The sequence below is a fragment of the Burkholderia sp. LAS2 genome (assembly GCF_018417615.1).
Taxonomy (GTDB): domain Bacteria; phylum Pseudomonadota; class Gammaproteobacteria; order Burkholderiales; family Burkholderiaceae; genus Burkholderia; species Burkholderia sola.
Genome location: NZ_CP071054.1, coordinates 423,785 through 442,425, shown reverse-complemented (window position 1 = coordinate 442,425; position 18,641 = coordinate 423,785). Strand labels below are relative to the sequence as shown.

The 18,641-nt window shown below is 68.0% G+C and carries 7 protein-coding genes; 4 read left to right on the top strand and 3 right to left on the bottom strand.

Annotation, left to right across the window (positions count from 1 at the left end):
* The first annotated feature begins 487 nt into the window (after positions 1-487).
* The 3 genes from JYG37_RS31090 (at position 488) to JYG37_RS31080 (ending at position 10,021) form a co-directional block, all read left to right on the top strand.
* A complete protein-coding gene (locus JYG37_RS31090) occupies positions 488-850 on the top strand; it encodes a DnaJ-like protein C-terminal domain-containing protein (protein WP_124630135.1) in 363 nt (120 codons plus the stop codon).
* A 121-nt stretch (positions 851-971) separates the two neighbouring features.
* The gene (locus JYG37_RS31085; protein WP_050015283.1) at positions 972-1,295 is read left to right on the top strand and encodes a hypothetical protein; all 324 of its coding nucleotides are present in this window, start codon (positions 972-974) and stop codon (positions 1,293-1,295) included.
* 122 nt (positions 1,296-1,417) lie between these two features.
* Positions 1,418-10,021, top strand: coding sequence for an RHS repeat domain-containing protein (locus JYG37_RS31080; RefSeq protein ID WP_213347013.1), 8,604 nt, complete (start codon positions 1,418-1,420; stop codon positions 10,019-10,021).
* A gap of 120 nt (positions 10,022-10,141) precedes the next feature.
* On the opposite strand, the gene JYG37_RS31075 is transcribed toward JYG37_RS31080, so the two are convergent.
* Together JYG37_RS31075 and JYG37_RS31070 are read right to left on the bottom strand one after the other, a co-directional pair.
* The gene (locus tag JYG37_RS31075) at positions 10,142-10,549 is read right to left on the bottom strand and encodes a VOC family protein (protein ID WP_176015925.1); all 408 of its coding nucleotides are present in this window, start codon (positions 10,547-10,549) and stop codon (positions 10,142-10,144) included.
* Between the two features lie 349 nt (positions 10,550-10,898).
* The gene (locus JYG37_RS31070; protein ID WP_213347011.1) at positions 10,899-14,492 is read right to left on the bottom strand and encodes a YadA family autotransporter adhesin; all 3,594 of its coding nucleotides are present in this window, start codon (positions 14,490-14,492) and stop codon (positions 10,899-10,901) included.
* A gap of 1,061 nt (positions 14,493-15,553) precedes the next feature.
* Between JYG37_RS31070 and JYG37_RS31065 the strand changes: the two genes are divergently transcribed.
* Positions 15,554-16,369, top strand: coding sequence for a response regulator transcription factor (locus tag JYG37_RS31065; protein ID WP_050015289.1), 816 nt, complete (start codon positions 15,554-15,556; stop codon positions 16,367-16,369).
* Between the two features lie 22 nt (positions 16,370-16,391).
* On the opposite strand, the gene JYG37_RS31060 is transcribed toward JYG37_RS31065, so the two are convergent.
* Entirely contained in the window at positions 16,392-18,566 is a 2,175-nt protein-coding gene (locus JYG37_RS31060) for a TonB-dependent siderophore receptor (protein WP_213347009.1), read from the bottom strand.
* Positions 18,567-18,641 lie beyond the last annotated feature (75 nt).

The window sequence follows — 18,641 nt, the reverse complement described above, 5'->3', positions numbered from 1 at the left end:
CGGTTCGCCAGCCCGGCTCGGGCGCCGCCTCACCCGTCGGCCCCCTCCACACCGAGATCGCGCGAGGATACGCGGCCGCCGCACCACCACAAAAAACGCGCCTATTCAATGACGGTCGATTACAAACGCTTTTTATAAGCGCATCCTTGACATGCCGAATCGCGTGGTATTTACTCCCATTGCACTCGACGCAATACGCAATCGCAGCACGAAAAAACAACAGGACTGAGAGTTGCATTTGCATCGACATGCAAGAAATGCGCGTCGGCGAAATGCAAGACGAAGAAGTAAAACAGACGTGATCCGAACGGGGGCCACATCCATGTCCGCTACCAGCAAACCGCCGCCTGGCGGTTGATTCCCGTCATTCAGCCATCCGACCACGCAGGTCCGCCGACGGTTTTTCGATAGAACCGGGGCGGCATCGTCACGTGCGTCGTCCGCCCGCATCGCGTCGCGCATGCGTCGGGTTTCAATGCGAGACGGCATGTTCGCGGAATACTCATTTCAAAAATCCGGTGAGTCCCGAATTTCACCGGTCGCGCAATATAAATTCGGGATTTCTTTAAAAAAGATGTGCCTCGATATTTCACATATTGATGAAGGAATGAAAATGAGTACCACGACGATCGAAAATGCCGGTTACGGGGTCTACAACTCGACCATCGATGTCACGACCCAGGTGGCGGCGGCCTACAAGAACGGCCAGCGCGTATTCACCGCCAGCAATCAATGGGGCGATCCGGCGCCGGGCGAGCGCAAGTACCTGTACATCTTCTGGACCCGCAACAGCGAATGGCAGTCGGGCGTGACCGGCGAGAACGATTCTCACGGCGTGACGCTGCCCTGAACCGTATTCCGCGCGCGGGACGGGTCGCCGCGTCGCGGCAGCGTGCAGTCGCCGTACGGCCCGTGCGCGTCATCCCGCGCGCAGCGTGTTTCCCCACCCTACCGATCGACAGGAGTCTTTCATGCCGTCCATCTACGTGCAGAACATCTCGATTCCCGTGAGCACCGCCACGCCGTCCGACTCGGGCGTCATCACGGCCCAGACCACCTACAGCTTCCCGACCAACGTGATTGCGGCCGGCGCGTCGGTGGCCAGTTACTCGGCCTCGTTCGGCAGCACCGACCACCACCTGCGCACGGTAGGCGCGAGCGTGCAGGTCCAGACGCAGAACAATTCGCCGACGGTGACCATCACGGGCTCGCTGCAACTGATCGACAACAGCAATAACGAACTCAACCCGAGCAGTTGCTCGTTGACCGCGTCGGTCATTGCCTGGGCGCAATAAGCGACGTTCGCCGCCGCATCGCCGCGATGCGCGGCGTCGTTCCATTGTCCGGTTTGCAGTCGTGCCTTTCGTGGTCCTCCGCCCGCCGTTCGGGCCGAGGACCATTTTCTCGAGGAGTCGCCATGTCCACCAGCGCCAGCCAGCAAGCCGACATCCCCGCCCTGGGCGTGCTCCAGTTCGACGCCGGCAGCTTCGGTTCCGCCGTGAACCTGTTCCGCGGCAATCTCGCCTTTCCGCTCAAGCTGCTGACGCTGCCGGCACGTGGCGGGCTGGCGTTCGACCTGACCCTGCTGTACCAGAGCAACGTCGCGGACCAGGTCTCGCAATGGAACCTCACGAACCCAAGCGGCGCGCTCGGCGTGGGCTGGAGCATGCCGCTCGAACGCATCGTCGCGGAAACGCAGGGTACGGGCAGCCCGCTCGACGTCCAGTATTACCTGATGAGCCAGGGCCAGGCGATGCAGCTCGTGCCGATCCCGACGGCGTGGAGCCGCGGCACGCTGCCCGCCGACGCGTTCGACGACGCCGCGACCGCGGCGCTGTTCGCGAGCGACCGCGTGCCGGCGCCGCTCGCGTCCGCGCTGGATCGACACGGCTGGCGCCCGTCCGGCGACGCGCGGATCGCGTCCACCGGCCGCCCCGACGAGTGGCGTCTCGACGATGCGCCGCTGCGCCGCTCGCACCTGTTGCGCCGGCAACCGGACGGCATGATCACCGTGACCACCGACGGCCAGTCCTATGAAACGGCGCCCTACCAGTTCTGGCAGATCACGCACTACCCGGCTTGGGACAGCTGGGAAGTCGTCCGCCCGGACGGCACGGTCGCCACTTACGGCGGCTCGGATGCGGCCGCCGCCGCGCGCAACCTGATCCAGTGGGGCATCCGCTGGGGCAACTGGGTCGGCCCGAGCCGCCGCGCGGAAAACCAGCAGCGCTACGCGCTCGCGTGGAATCTCGCGCAGTTGCGCAATACGCTCGGGCACTGGATCGAATTTTCGTACAGCACGATCGAGCAGGCGGTCGGCGACGGCACGTTGACTTACACGCGCGAATGCCAGATCGCGAGCATGGAAAACGATCTCGGCTGGTCGTGTCGGTTCGCATGGCAGCCGATGACCTACGACACCCGCTCGCTCGACGCGCCGAAGGAATACCTGGCCGCGCACGGCGACCCTGCCCAGGCGCCGGGCGACCAGCCGAACGCATGGCAGGACCGTTACGAGACGCGCTATCTCGACCACGTCGACGTGATCGACGGCTCGGGCGCGCAGCAGACCCGGCTCGATTTCGACTGGTACGACCTGACCCTGCTCGCGCCGCGCGACGCCGCCAATCCGCTCGCCACCGGCGCCTGCTACAAACGCTATCTGAAAGGGGTGACCGATACCTTCAGCGGCGGCGCGGCCCGCCCCGGCATCGCATTCGACTACAACTTCGATGCCGACGGCGCGCCGAACCCGGGCGCGATGACGTCGATGACGCTGCCCACCGGCGGCGTGCTGCGCTACACGTACGCCGAGATCGACGTGGGCGCGGACGAGAACGTCGATCCGGGCTCGCGCAACCTCACCGTCGACAATCCGTTCGGCGCCAGCCGGCCGGGCGCGCCGCGCATCTGGTACGGCGCCGACTACGTGGTCGTCGCCTGGTACGAGGCCAGCGAGAACGCGCTGCTGGTGAACGTCTACACGTGGCTGGGCCGCTGGATTTCGGCCTGGACGGACTGGCAGCGCTTCGACGGCGCGCTCGATCTCGATCGGACGGTAGCCACGACCAGCGCCGACAGCTTCATGCTGCTGCTGGCCAACCTCGACGACACGCAATCGACGCTCTATCTCGCGTCGCGCCGGCCGGTCGCGAACGCGGACTGGCATTTCGCGGGCGAGCCCGGCTCGCCCACGCCGTACCGCTACGACAGCACGCAACTGCGGATCGCCAACGGCGCCGACTTCTTCGTCGTGATCGACGACGACGATCGCCGCGTCGACCGCTACGCGCTGAACTGGCAGACGCGCGACTGGGACGTCGCGCCCGCGCTCGCGAGCGGCACGTGCTGCCCGTCCGGCAGCGTCAATACGCAATCGTACGTGGCGGCGGCCACGAATCACTATCTGGTGTTCTGCTATGACGAGGACACGGCGCGCGGCCGCTTCAGCCTGATGGTCCGCGATGCGGCGACGCTGGCGTGGCGGCTCGGCAGCACGCTGGACACCGACGCGATCACGATTCCGGCGGTCGGCGCCACGTCGTATTTCCAGCTGTCGATGGGCCAGGGCTTCGCGGCCGCCGCGTGGATCGACCGCTATGCGTCGTCGGGCGGCGTGGTGCAGGCTTTCGACTACCGCCTGGCCGTGCTCGCGTGGGACGACGACTACGGCAACCTCGCGTTGCGCCCGCTGCCCGACGTATTCGACGGCCCGGGCTTCACGAACCTGTCGCCGGCCTTCATGCAGACGCTCGGCCCGGTGATCACCGGCAACAGCCTGATCGGCTCGGGCCCGAACGTGCTGGTGTTCGACGGCGTGAGCTGGTCCTACCACTTCGCCGGCATCCAGTACGCGCCCGGCAGCGACGCGAACCGCCAGTTCTACTGGTACGCGTGGGATCAGCTCGGCGTGCTGAAGACGGAGAACACGACGTCGGCGCTCTACGCCGCGCTCGACAGTTTCGATCCCGACGCCGACACGCCGTGGGTCACCCAGGTGCTGCAGGACGAGGACCCGGCGCCCGCGGACCGCGAGACGCAGGGCTTCCCGACGCTGGCCGGCACGTTCCTGTCGCAGAACCGCGACCTCTACGGCCGGTCGGTCTGGCCCGCGTGGAACCCGCTCGCCGGCTTCCGGCTGGGCGAGATCACCGTCGATCGCTTCGACAGCACGACCGTCATCAACCAGGCGCCGGACTTCCTCGCGTTCATGACGCTCGACGCCGACGGTGCGCCGCTCGACACGCAGGTGCGCTTCTTCTGCAACGGCGGGCTGCTGCGCGACGCGCAAGGCGAGCCGGTGGTCGAGCGTTTTCCCGGGCAGCAGATGTTCCGCCTGCTCAACAGCACGCTGCACTACGAGACGGCCATTTCGGGCAAGCTGCCGGCGATTCCGTCGGGGTTCGTGACCTTCCCGTCGGGCAACGAGATCGACGCATCGACCCACATCACGCTGCACCGCTATGCGAATCACTCGCTGCATGCGCCGCTCGCGGCCTTCGTCGTGACCGCGCTCGCGATGGACAGCGGCTACGACACGATGCTGCGCTGCTACGCGTACGCGGACGTGTCGGCCAACACCGATCCGTCGGGCAGCATCGTGCAATTCTCGACGGTGTCCGAATACCAGGCGTGCGAGACGCCGCAGGCGCAGCGCTACGGCTGGACCACGAGCCATTTCTACAACGGCCTGCCCGCGCGGACGCTGCAGTTGCCGGACGATTGCCGCATCCGCGCCGGCGTACGCGGGACGGCCGCGCCCGTCGACGACGCGTACTCGCTGGCGGCCGGCCTGCTGCTGTCGAGTTCGGTGTACGACCGCGACGGCACGCTGCTGTCGTCCACCACCAGCGACTGGACCTACACCGACCAGGTCGCGAGCGACGCGAACGGCGCCACGCTGCGCAATCTCTACGACGCCGTGCCGCAGATCGCGACGTCGGTCGAGAGCCTGCAGGGCGTCGCGCGCACCATGACCTATGCGTACAACGCGGCGTCGGGCTATCCGACTACGGTCCAGACTGCCTATTACGACAGCCGGGGCGAGCTCAACGTCACGCAGCGCACGTCGCTGTTCGGTTTCGAGGTCTACCCGGCGATGTGGAGCGCGCACATCCTCGCGCCGGTGGCCAGCGCATCGACGCGGGTGCAGGCGGACGGCGGCTGGTTGTTGCAGGCCGCGAAGGCGCAGACCTTCCGCAGCTGGGCGCACGACGACGGCACCACCTATCTCGCGGAAGCCGACAGCTGGGTCGCGGTCGACGAGAACGCGCCGCCGTTCGCCGCGTGGAACGGCGGTCAGCCCGGCGCGGGCTGGCTGCTGGAGGAGCGTATCGACACGCGCGACGGCGAGGGCAACGTGCTGCTCTCGCACGACGTCACCGGCCGGCCGATGGCTTCGCTGTTCGACGATGCAGCACGCTTTCGCATCGCCGGCTTCGTCAATTCGGCGGGCGGCAATGCGTACGACAGTTTCGAGGATTACCAGCGGCCGACCTGGAGCCTGCCGGCCGGCGCCGCCGTCTATCGCGACGACGCGGCCAGCGGCACCGCCTGCCTGCAGATCACCGCGTCGGCGACGCTCACCCGTGCCGTGACGCTGACCGACGGCCGCGCGCGGCAGTTGTTCGGCCTCTGGTTCAAGAGCCCGCCCGGCGCGACCGCGAGCGACTTCACCGTGACGTTGACGCTCACCGCGCCGGGCGGCGCGCAGTTGAGCCGGCGCCTCGCGCCCACCGCCGGCCAGTGGCAACCGCAGCAATGGACCGTCGATCCGTCGTCGCTCGGCCTCGGCGCGAACGCCACCGTCACGCTCGGCATTCGGGCCGAACTGCCGGCGGGCGGCGCGGCGTGGCTGCGGCTCGACGACGTGTTCTTCACGCCGCTCGACTGCCAGTTCCAGTCGATCGCCTACGACGGCGCACGGCTGCGCACGCTCGGCACCACCGCGCCGAACGGCGTGCGCTCGCGCACGCTCTACAACCCGTTCGCCGAGCCGTCCGTGACGGTCGGCCCCTGGGACAATCCGAGCCTGATCAGCATGACCTGGTTCGCCGCGCAGGACACGACGATCGGCCCGGCCGCGCCGTTTCCGCGCGCCACGCCGAACGCGGCGATCAACGTCAACGGCCAGGGGATCGGCATATACGACGGTTTCTGCAACGGCGCGCTGGCGTTCTACACGGCCGCGTCGGGCAATGCGGCCGACTGGAGTGCGGGCGGCGGGCTGCTCAGCTATCACGGCGAAGCGGCCGGGCCGCTCGGCGCGCGGCTCGAACGCACCGGTTTCGCGGCGGCGAGCATCGCCGCGCGCGTACTGGTCGACCGCGCCAGCCTCGGCGACGCGGTGCTCGGCACCGGCACCTGGTTCGTCGGCTTCAGCCCGGCGCAGGGCTGGCGTCTGTGGCGGCTCGACGGCGCGAACCCCGTGCTGCTGCAATCCGACAGCGGCGCGCCGGCCGCACGGGAATGGCTGCTGGTGGCCGTGGCGGGCCGCGTGCTGTTCTTCGCCGACGGGCTCAAGGTGTTCGAATATGCGGACGCCGCGGTCGCCGCCCCGTTCGGCGTCCAGCTCGGCATGACGCAGCCCGGCAGCTTCTCGGCGCTGGCCGTGGCCGAGGACGTCGGCCTGAGCGTCGAGTATCGGGATGGCCTCGCGCGCAGCCTGCAGACGCTGAAGCTCGAATCGGCCGATAGCGCGGTGCTCGACACCGGCGTGTACGACGATCGCGGCAACACCGCGATCCGGGCACTCACGAGCCGTGTCACGGTGTCCGGCGCACAGGCGTTGTTCGTCTATCAGGACGGGCTGGTGACCAACGGCGGCGCCGACGGCAGCCTCTGGCAAGGCGCGCCGCTCGAGGGCGCGCTCGCCGCGTGGCATCCCGACGCCGGCGGCTATCCGTTCGCGCGCACGGTCTACGAAAACGCCCCGCTCGGCCGGCCGGTGGCGTTCGGTCAGCCCGGCTACGACTATGCGATCCGGCCCGGCAGCACGCATTACGCGACGCGCGGCTACGGCGTCAACGCCGACGCGGGGCGCTTCGCCTATCCGCTGCCGATCGGCGAGTATCACCTGACCACGGACGTCGATCCCAACGGCGCGGTCACGCAAAGCTGGTCGGACACGGCCGAGCACCTGATCGGCCGCGTCGTGCAGAACGCGCTCACCGACGACAGCCTCGACTGGCGCATGAGCCAGATTTACGACGCGCAGGGCCGCACCATCGCGTCGGTGCCGCCCGCGTCGTACGCGGCAGGCGGCGCCGGCACGAAAGCCGTGCCGGCCGGCAGCAGCACCGCCGACTACGACTTCGCCGGGCACCGGCTCAGCTCGACCGATCCCGACAGCGGCACCACGCAGATCGTCTACAGCAGCGCCGGGCTGATGCGCTTCCTCGCCGACGGCAATGCATTGAACGGCGGCTACATCGCCTACCGGAAATACGACACGCTGAGCCGCGTGATCGAGGAAGGCACCTGTGCCGTCGCGTGGGACCGCGCGCAGCTTCAGCAGCATGCCGACGACCCGGAGTGGCCGCCGTCGCCGCCCACCTGGAGCGTGCGCCGCCACTACGACGGCGACGGATCGGATGCGACCCAGGACGACCACCTCGCCGGCCGGCTCTGGAAGGTGGAGGTCAACCAGGGCGACGCCGGGCAGGCCGGCTTGACCGAGACGGTCGCGTACGACCGGGCCGGGCGCGTGCTCGCGCGGCGCCGGCAATTCGCCGGGACGCCCGCGGGCGACTGCGTCATCGCGAATACGTGGTCGGCCGGCGGCAATCTGCTGTCGAGCACGGATTCGACCACGGGGCTCGTCAGCCTGCGCCGTTACGACGCGCTCGGCCGCTTGCTCGAGGTCGCGGCCGACACCGGCGGCACGACGACGGTGCTGATCGCGCACGAGTACGAGCCGAACGGCAAACCGGCGCTCACCCGCCTGTTGCCCGACGGCAAAGGCGCGTCGATGCTGTCCCGACGCTTCGCGTACACGCCGCCCGGCTGGCCCACAGTCAGCGATGCCGGGGGCGTGCTCAGGGAAACGCTCGCCTACGACACCGGCGCCTGTGAGGGCGGCGGCTATTACAACGGCGAAATCGCACGACAGACCGTCACGTCGGACGTGCCCGGCGGGTCGGTCGGGCCGGCCTGCACCACGATGGATTCGCTCGGCCAGCTGACCGCGTTCGGTTCCGGCGCCGACGCGCAACGCTGGGAGATCGACCTGAACGGCAACTTCGAGCGGCACACGCGCGGCGCCGATTCGGCCGGCTACACGTATGCGGCCGGCACCAACCGCCTGACCGGCTACACGGCCGCGCAGGACACCACCACGTTCGCGTACGACCATGCGGGCGGCATCGTCGGCGCGAGCGACGGCGCGGGTGCGACGTGCTGGCAGATCGGCTATGACGCCGGTACCGGGCGGCCCGTCAGCTACGCCGGCCCCGGTGCGTCGCTATCGATCCTGCGCGACGCGGACGGCAATCGCGCGGCGCTGACCCGGACGAGCGGCGGCGCGACGTCGCAGCGCTTCCAGACGTCGATGCCCGACGGCGAACTCATGGTCGACGCGGCGAATGGCGCGAGCGCGCCGACCCGCTTCATCGCCGCGCTCGACGTCCAGGTGGCATGGCACGACGGGCGCTTCTACTTCGCGCTGCTCGACCATCTCGGCAGCGTGCGCGTGCTGCTCGACGCGAGCGGCGAGACCGTCGGCGCGTGGCAGTACGACGTGTACGGCCAGCCCACCGTGCTGGTGGCCGCGCCGTTCGCGTGGCCGCGCCTGTTCACCGGCCACAACTACGACGCGGATTCCGGTTTCTACGACTGCAACGCGCGCTTCTACCACCCGGGCTACGGCCGCTACCTCAGCGTCGATCCGATGCTGGAAACGCCGTCGCCGTACGTCTATGTCGGCAACAACCCGCTCGTCTTCACCGATCCGAGCGGCATGAACGTGTGGGGCATCATCGTCGGCGCGCTGGTCACGCTGGCGGTGGGTGTGGCCGGCGTGCTGCTGCTCGGCACCGGCATCGGCGCGGCGATCCTGGTGGGCGTCGTGGCCGGCGCGGTCGGATCGATGGCCGGCGACCTCATGAGCATGGCCACCGGCGACCAGATCAGCTGGAAACAGTTCGGCATCGATGCGCTGGCCGGTGCGGCGGCCGGCGCGGCCGGCGCGCTCGCGGGCGGCGGCGCCGGCGCACTGACCGCGCGCGCGGCGCTCGGCCTGAGCGCGGGCAAGGTAGCCACCACGCTGTCGGTGTCGCTCGTCTCCGGCATCGCGGGCGGCGTGGCCGGCGGCGCGGCCGGGGCCGGCGTGACGGCCGGCATGACCGGGCAGCCGTTCTTCAGCCGCGCGACCGCGCTGAACATCGCGATCGGCGCGGTGGCGGGCGGCGGCGCCGGGCTGATGGCGGCGGGCGCGCACCTCACCTTCTTCACCGGCAAGGCGTCGGTCGGCGTGAACCCGACGCCCCTGGAGAACGCCGGCGAAATCCCGAACTATCCGCCGCCAAACGCGCCCGGCTTGCCGAGCGAACCCGGCCAGAGCGGCCTGGTCGGCAAGGTGCGGATCCTGATGCCGAACGATCCGGTCACGGCCAGCGTGAAAGCCCGGTGGGATGCGTTCACCACCGATCTGCAGCGGCAGCAGTTCGCGGAGAATCTCACGCGGGTCGGCAACCTCGACGTCGACGTCGTCGCGACGCACGGTATTTCGCGCAGCGCGATGGTCGAGTGGACGGCCAAGAACGGCGTGCCGATCAATCGGCCGACCTCCGCGTCCACGCTGGCGCGGTTCCTGCGCGCGCAGGGCTATGGCGCGGCCGATACGAACTTTCCCGCCGCGTCGGGCAGGCCGATCAAGCTCGTCACCTGCTTCGCCGGGATGGCCGGCCGCTTCAGTTTCGCGCAGGCGCTGGCCAACGAGCTGCAAGTCGACGTGTACGCGCACTGGTGGGTCGTCTATCCGACCAACAATGCGACGCCATGGATCCGCTTTCAGCCGCGCTGACGGCGCGGCGCATCGCGACAGGCGACGACGGCCGCGTGGCGGCCGTCGCGCATCGGGCACGCTACGCGGCTCTATTCTTATGCCCGTGGGGTGGATTTCCCCGATCCGTTTGTTCCGACGTCAATCGTCGAAGGTGCCCTGATATTCCGGCGCGGCGTCCGCGCGCGTGTTCAGTTCGAACATCACGCCACCCGGCGCGCGGCAAAAGAAGCGGGAGCCGCGCCCGTTGTTGAAGACGTCCGTCTCCATCGCGACGCCCTCCTCCTTGAAGCGCGCGAACAACGCTTGCACGGCCTCGAGGCTCGGCAGTTCGAAGCCGACGTGGAAATGGGTCGGCCACGCGGGCACGCCGTCGCCGACGTGATCGATCACGACGTCGAAGCCCGGGCGTTTGAGAATCCACGATTTGTCCCAGCTTCCCGCGATCGTGAAGCCGAGGTATCGCTCGAAGAATCGGGCCGTCGCCAGCGTGTCGGCAGAGGGGAAGCTCAGGTGGTTGAGTTTCATCGTGTGGGTCGTGTCGGTCATGGTCGCGCGCTCTGATGCGGTGAAGGGCGAAGGCTCCATGCCATGCCGCCCGAGGACTTCAGAATACGAGCGCGGGCTCGCATTCCACAACTCGCATTGGACGTTCCGCCGGATGCGCGTGGAACCCTTGCCGCGCCGTCGGTTGCGGGATGGCGACGATCGCGGCGGATAGTGTGACTCGCATTCGCGACGGCATCGTCGATGCGCGGTGCCCGATCGACTGGCGACATCAAACGACGACGGCCCGGGATTCGCGAACGAACCCCGGGCCCTCGATCGACAGCGGATGGTGCCGGGCTGAGTATCCATTGCCCGGCACCGCGCGTCGCTCAACGCGACGCGGCCTGCATCAGAACTGATAACCCGCGCCGACCACCGCGCCGAAGTCCGACCGCGTGTTGCCCGTCACCGATGCCTTGACGACCCAGCGGTTGCTCTCCGTCACGTACGAGTAGCCGGCCGCGAAGCCCTGCTGGCCGTGATAGTTCGACGTCGCCGCCGACACCATCGAACGCCCCGCGCCGGTCGGCTGCGGCAAGCCCGCCACCGCCATCGCCGACGCGACGCCGCCGTACATGTCCTTCTTCAGGTCGTTGAACGAGTTGTACACCTGCCCGATGCGCTGGTCGGTATAGCCCTTCGCCTGCGTCGACGCGGTCGCGAGGTTGTCGTTCAGCTGCTGCACGTTCACCGCGTCGGTCGGCGCCGTGCCGGCCGCGACGTTCGTGACCTGGCGCTCGTTGCCCTTCGCGCCGACCGAGAACGAATTGTCGCGATCGGCGACCGAGCCCTGGCCGACCGCCACCGCGTTCTTGCCGGTTGCGGTCGCCGTCGACCCGATCGCACCCGCATCGGCGCGCGCGATCCACGTGGTGTTCGCATCGGTCGCGGTCGCACGGATCCGGTCGTTGACCGCGACATTCTGCAGCGCGGCGTTGAACTGGCCCATGTTGACCGCGTCGTTGGCGTTCACGCCCGCCGCCACGCCGGTCAGCACGCGATCGCCCGCCGTGCCGGAGAAGTTCACGCTCGTACCGGCAGACGCCTTGCCGACCGTGATCGCGCCGTTCGGGTCCTGCTGCTGCACGAGGCCGGCCTTGCCGTTCGCGATGTTGGTCACGCTCCCTTGCAGGCTCGAGATGTCGGTGGTGTTCTTCGACACCTGCTGATTGGTCGCGTAGAGCTGCGAGCCGTTCACCGCGTCGGTGCTGGTCGCGCCGAGCGTGCCGGCCTGCACGTTGGTGATGCGCGTGCCGCCCGCGCCGCCGAGCGTGATCGTGCTCTTCGAGCTGTCGTCGTACTGCACCGCGAGCGCGCCGAGCTGGTTCAGGTTCGACTGCACGTCCTTCAGCTGCTTCACGTTCACCGCGTCGGTATCGCTGGTGCCGGCCGCGACGTTCTTCAGCACGACGGCCGACGTGGCGTCGCCGCCGACGAGCGACACCGAATTCAGCCGGTTGCCGCTCGGGTCGACGTCGTACTTGACGACGTTCTTCACCGCTTCGCCGGCCTGGTTCGACACGTTCGTGATCTGCTGTTCGAGCGCGGTCTTCACGCCCGACAACTGGCCGCCGTTGACCGCGTCCGTGCTGCCCGCGGCGAGGTTGCCGTCGGCCACGTTCGTCAGCTTCGTCGGCGCACCGCCGCGCGCGGCGTTGAACGCGCCGAGCGTCGGGTCGAATTGCAGCGCATCCTGCTGCAGCCCGGCAATCGCGGCCGTGTTGTTCGTGATATTGGTTTCGGCGTTGCCGAGGCGCGTTTCGTGATTCGCGAGCGTCGTCGTGTTGCTGCCGACGCGGCCGTCGAGGTTCGTCAGCGCGTCGCCGACGTTGTTGAACGCGCTGCCGCCGATCTTGTAGTTCGGTGCGCCGATCGAGCCGTCCGGGTTCGCCGTCGCGCCGCCGCCGAGCGCGGTCGCGGCGCCGTCGGTCGCGCGACGCAGTTGCGCGCCGTTCACCGCATCGGTGCTGCCGGCCGCCACGTTGCCTTCCGCGACGTTGGTCACGCGCACCGGATTCCCGCCGTTGCCTGCGCCGAGCGACACCTGCTGCTTGCTCGCATCGTCGTATTTGACGGCGAGCGCGTCGAGCTGGCTCGTCCCGTCGTGAATCGCCGCGGTCAGCTGATCGACGTTGACCGCGTCCGTTCCGCGCTTGCCGGCCGCGACGTTGCTGATCAGCTGCGGGCCGTGGCCGCCGTGGCTTGCATCGTATGCACCGAGGCCCGGGTTCCACTGCAGCGCGTCCTGCTGAAGCGCCGCGATGTTGCCGGTGTTCGTCGTCACCTGGTTGCCGACGGCCGTGATCGACTGGTTCAGCGTGTCGGTCGCCTTGCCGAGCTGGCCGACGTTCACCGCGTCGTTCGCGGCCACGCCGTCCGCGACGTTGTGCAGGCCGACCGGCGCCGTTGCACCCGTGCCGCCCAGCGTGACGCCGCCGTGCGCATCGTCGTCGTACTGCACCGCGTTCTTCGTCGCGTTGCCGATCTGGCTCGTGATCGACGTGCTCAGGTTGCCGAGCGTCGTGCTGAGGTTGTTCGTCACGCTCGTGCTCAGCGATGCAAGGCCGCCCGTCAATTGGCCGACGTTCACGGCGTCGTGCGTATCCTTGCCGTCCGCGACGTTGTGCAGCGTCGTGCCGTTGGGGCCGGCGAACGTCACCGAGTCGAAGCCGCTCGCGCCGTCGTACTTGACGTTGCGCGTATCGGCCGCCTGCAGGTTGACGATGTTCGACGCCGCGGTGCTCAACGATCCGTTGATGCCGGTCACGCTGTTCTGCAGGTTCGTGATGTTCGACGCCGCCGTCGACAGGGACGTCTGCAACGGCGCGACGCTGCCCTTCAACTGGCCGACGTTGACCGCATCGGTATCGGCGACGCCCGCAGCCACGCCGCCGATCGTCGTGCCGGTCGCGCCGTCGAGCGCGATCGCCGCATGCGAGTCGTCGGTGTATTTGACGACGTTCTGCGTCGCCGTGACGATGCTCGTGCTCAAGCTGTTGCCGACGCTGGTCACGCGCTGGTCGACGTTCGAGATCGTGGTCGACAGCGAATTGCCCACCGACGTCACGCGTGCGTCGACATTGCCGATGCCCGTGCTCAGCGTGTTGTTCACGTTCTTCAGCTGCTGGACGTTGACCGCATCGGTATCGGCCGCGCCCGCCGCGACGTTCTTGAGCTGGCGTTCGCTGCCGAGCGCGCCGAACGATACCGCGCCGCCGACCGGTGCGGCCGTGCCGCCGAATACCGGCGTACCGCCGTTGTTCGCGCCGACGCTGCCCGAGCCGATCGCCACCTGGTTGTTGTCGTTCGTCTGCGCGCCGGCGCCGATCGCCACCGACTGGGTGCCGGCGGCACGCGTCTGCGTGGCCGCGTCGTACGATGCGCCGGCCGATACGCCGTCGCTCGACGTCGGGTTCGCGCCGCCGATCGCGACCGAGCGGTCGCCGCTGGCGAGCGCCGAGTGGCCGAGCGCGATCGAGCTCGTGCCGTGCGCGTCCGCGACGTTGCCGAGCGCCATCGAGAAATCGCCGACCGCCGCCGACTGGCGGCCGATCGCCAGCGCCGTGTTGCCCTGCGCGACCGCCACCGTGCCGATCGCGGTGGCCGAGTTCGCCAGCGCCTGCGAGCCGACCCCGATCGCAATCGCGCCGCCGCTGCCGCTACCGCCCTTGCTGCTCGCATTCGACTGGTCGCCGATCGCGATACCGCTGGCGCCGGCCTTCGCGTTGGTGCCTTGCGTCACGTTGGTGGTGCTGACCGCCACATAGCTGCCGTTCTTGGTCGCCACGCACAGCGGGTTGGTGCCGTCGATGCACTGGCCGTTCAGCGCGTTGTCCGGGTTGCCGCGGTCGACGAAATTGTCCGCGTGGGCGGCGCCGGCGATCAGCACACCCGCGCCGGTGAACATCGCGGCGGCGAGCGCCGAAATCTGCTTCCTCTTCATGGTCTTCTGCTCCGTTGTGTAGCGTCTGGTTTGAATACGGACTACTTACTTTTATTGACAGCTTCGACTTCGATTTCGACTTCGTTTCGGAAGCGGATTCCGCTACCGGGCCGACCCTGGCGACACGACACGCATCGAGCACCCGTTTCGGCAGGGCGTTCGAAAGCCGCGGGCATGTCGTCGTCCCGACGTCCCGTTCCGCTAATTCGACAATTGCATTAGGAATACGTATTGTTTCTCATGGACGAGTTTTTCCCCGACTGAATCCGGAGATTCAACCCGTCGTCATGTGCATCCCCGATTTGTCGTCGCGCCGACCGCGACCCACCACGCTTCTTTTATTTCATCCCCGGCAACCGGGTTTCATTTCCGTGCAGCAAGCACGGGCCTGGACAGTCATCAATTGATGCGCCGGCCCCGGGTCAGGCAACGTCCGTCACCGCTTGCGGCGCTTCCGCTGCCCTGCTCGACCCGTCGTTCAAAGTTCGGACGAATTATGAGACACGAGCCCGAGTTATTAAAGACGGCATTCTTTATAGATTGTAAAATTCAAAATATTCAACGACTTAGGTAAAACATATCCATTGCGCAAACGATTTCGCGCCGACGCCTTTATTAAAAATCTTTTACCGAGCGGATAAATACTTTGCCAAAGCGGATTCCAATAATATCTTTCTTCAAAAAGACAATCGCGAAACTGCCCGGCTGTGCGATTTCTCACTGGATATACGCGTAAACCATGAGTATTGACGCACGTCGACGCCTTACATTCCTGTCGCAAACCGCCATTTTCGATAATCGAGAAGATTGAATGGTGCGAATAGAGTCGTCATGGCTGGCCGGATTCGAAATATGCTCCTACAATTCCGCTCGCATCGATTCCGGCAGTCGTGATCGTTCTCCACGCGCTCACGGCAATCCGTCGCGTGTCGACCGGCTCCGTGATTAAAACGACGAACGCCGTGCGATGCGTCGCCACAGAGCGGCTTCCGACGTTTCCACCGCACCGGGCAGGCCACCCGCGGAAACGCAGCCAACCGCCTTTTCACCACAGGTGCACGATGTCTTCACCGATCTCCGCGTTGAGCGACGCGCATATCCTGATCGTCGACGATCAACCCGACCAGCTCCGTTTGCTGATCGAGATCCTGCGCAGCACGGGATGCCGGATCAGCATCGCATTCGACGGCACGCAAGCGTGCCAGCGCGCGCAGGCGCTGATGCCCGACCTGATCCTGATGGACGTGCGCATGCCGCACATGGACGGCTTCACCGCATGCCGCCTGCTGGCCGCCGATCCGCTGACGAGCGCGATCCCGGTCATCTTCCTGACCGTGGCCGACGCGTTGCACGAACGGCTCGAGGGGCTCGAGATCGGCGGCGTCGACTATGTGGTGAAGCCATTCGAGCCGGCGGAGGTGATCGCGCGGATTCGCGTGCAGTTGTCCCGGACGAAGCGCGAACGGCCCGCCGTGACGGAGCACGCGGAACGCCCGCCCGCGGGCGGCAAGGAAGACGACATCATCGTGCGCGCGGCCATCCGCCACCTGTCGCGCACGCTGAACGATCCGCCGACGGTGGAGGAACTGGCGCGCGCGGTCGGCACGCACGAAAAGCGCCTGTCGCGCGCGTTTCGCGACAATCTCGGCCAGACCGTGTTCGAGTATCTGCGCTACGAACGGCTGCGGATCGCGCAGGATCTGCTCGATTCCACGTCGCTCAGCATCGCCAGCATCGCGAAGGAAATCGGCTTTTCCACGCCGGCCAATTTCGCGACCGCCTTTCGCGAACGGTTCGGCATCACGCCGACCGAATGGCGGCGCCAGGGCCATGCGGGCGCGCGCACCGCCGCCCGGGAGCCGCAACGCCGCGCGTAGGCCGCATGCGACGCGCTCGCGCCTACCAGTTGTATTTCGCGCTGGCCAGCACGGTCCGCTCGTTGCCGAACACGCACACCGCGTACGATTGGCAGCCGCTCACGTAGCGCCGGTCGAACAGGTTCGCGACGTTCACCGCGAAACGCCAGCGCGGCAGTTCGTAATGGATCGCGAGGTCGTAAAGCGTCGCGCTCGGCACCGTCAGCGAGTTGTCCGGCGCGCCCGCCGATGCGCTCTGGTAGCGCACGCCGCCGCCGACGCCGAGGCCCGCCAGCGCGCCCGTATGCCAGGTCCAGTCGGCCCACATCGACGCGATCTGCCGCGGCAGCGGCACGGACACCGGCCAGTGGTTCAGCGACGCGTCGTTCGCCTGCACGTTCTTGACGTCCTGATACGCATACGACGCGACGATCGACAGCTCGCGCGTCAGCTTGCCGACCGCGCTCAACTCGATGCCGCGCGAGCGCACCTTGCCGGTCTGCACCGACGTCGTGCCGGTCGGGTCGAGATTGACCGGCGTCGGTGTCACGACGTTGGTCTGGTCGATCCGATACACGGCCGCGTTCAGCATCAGGTTCCGACCGGGCGGCGCCCAGCGCAGCCCGGCCTCCGTCTGCGCGCCGCGAGTCGGTTTCGGCAGGCCGCCGCCGAACATCCGCACGCCGATGACCGGATCGAACGACGTCGAATAGCTGACGTACGGCGACAGCCCTGCGTCGCCGCGATAGGTGAGCCCGACGCGCCCGGAGAACGCACGGACGTCCTGCTGCGCGTGCGTGCCGGCGGCGCGGTCGTCGAACCGCGCATTCACGACATCCTCGCGGCCGCCGAGCGTCAGCGTCCAGCGCTGCCAGCGGATCTGGTCCTGCGCGTACACGCCGACCCCGTTCATCGCCGTGTACTGATCGACGTGGCCGAGCGACGTCGGGCCGGAGAAGATCGCGGCCGTCACCGGCCGATAGACGGGGTGGTACAGGTCGAGCGACGGCGCGAGCGCAAGGTACACGCTGTTGGTCGTCGTCTGCCGGTCGAACTGCACGCCGAACAGCAGCGTGTGTTCGAGGGGCCCCGTGCCGAAGCGCGCCTGCGCGTGGTTGTCGATGTCGAGCCGGCTGTAGTTGAGCTGGAACAGCCCCGCGAAACGCATCATGTTCGTCGTGCTGCGCGGCGCGAGGCCGTTGCCGAACACCGTCGCATCGTCGAGCGACAGGTGCGACCAGCGCACGTCCTGATGCAGCGTCCAGATCGCGTTCACGCGGTGTTCCAGCGCATAGCCGAGCGACCATTGCTTCTTGCGGTAGTCGTTGAACGACGGGTCGCCCATGTAGCGGTCCTGCGACAGGCGGCCGTTCGGGTTCGGCAGCACCGTGCCAGACGCGGGCAGGAAGTTCGACGAGATGTCGCCGCTGTCCTGCAGGAACGTCGCGGAAACCGTCAGCGACGTGTCCGCGTTCGGCCGCCACCGGAACGACGGCGCGAGCGCGACGCGCCGGTCGCCGTTCGGGCCGGTCACCGCATTGCCGTCACGCGCGACGCCGACGAAGCGGTACGCAGTCCTACCATCGGGATCGAGCCTGTCGCCGACGTCGAGCATCGCCTGCTTGCGCGCATCGTTGCCGATCTGCACGCCGGCTTCGCGCACACGCTCGCCGTCGGCCAGCTTCGTGTGCGCGTCGACGATCGCGCCCGGCTCGCCCGCGCCGTACAGCACCGACGTGGGCCCGCGCAGCACCGCGATCGAATCGATCGTGTACGGATCGACGCGCCAGTTCGCGATCACGGCCGTATCCGGCGCCGGCAGGCCGTCGACGTAGAGCGTCGGCGTGAAGCCGCGCAGCGCCGCATACCAGTCGGTGCGGCTGTCGGCGCCGAACGTCGCGAAACCGGGCACGTAGCGCAACGCCTGGTTCAGGTCGGTCGCGCCGGTCATGTCGATCTGTTGCGCGGTCACGAGGTTGACCGTTTGCGGAATCTCGTCGATCGGCGTGTCGGTCTTGGTGCCGGTAGCGGTGCGCCGCCCGACGAGCCCGATCGACGATGCGTCGGCCGGCCCCCGCACGTCGATGGCCGGCAGCACGGCCGCTGTCGCCGCCGGCACCGATGCCTGCGCGTACGCGCCGCCCGCGGCGGCCACGCACAACGCTCCGCCGGCCGCGATCGCTGTCGCGCGCCGCCCCGCCCCTGTCTCCGTCCACATCGTGTCGATACTCCGTCGTGCTGGGTTGGCCCGTTCGGCCGGATCGGCGGACCGCGTGTCGCCGCGGTCCATCCG

Excerpts from the sequence above, each read along its gene's own strand:
- JYG37_RS31090 (WP_124630135.1), top strand. The coding sequence starts at position 488 with ATGTTCGCGGAATACTCATTTCAAAAATCCGGTGAGTCCCGAATTTCA.
- JYG37_RS31085 (WP_050015283.1), top strand. The coding sequence starts at position 972 with ATGCCGTCCATCTACGTGCAGAACATCTCGATTCCCGTGAGCACCGCC.
- JYG37_RS31080 (WP_213347013.1), top strand. The coding sequence starts at position 1,418 with ATGTCCACCAGCGCCAGCCAGCAAGCCGACATCCCCGCCCTGGGCGTG.
- JYG37_RS31075 (WP_176015925.1), bottom strand. The coding sequence starts at position 10,549 with ATGACCGACACGACCCACACGATGAAACTCAACCACCTGAGCTTCCCC.
- JYG37_RS31070 (WP_213347011.1), bottom strand. The coding sequence starts at position 14,492 with ATGAAGAGGAAGCAGATTTCGGCGCTCGCCGCCGCGATGTTCACCGGC.
- JYG37_RS31065 (WP_050015289.1), top strand. The coding sequence starts at position 15,554 with ATGTCTTCACCGATCTCCGCGTTGAGCGACGCGCATATCCTGATCGTC.
- JYG37_RS31060 (WP_213347009.1), bottom strand. The coding sequence starts at position 18,566 with ATGTGGACGGAGACAGGGGCGGGGCGGCGCGCGACAGCGATCGCGGCC.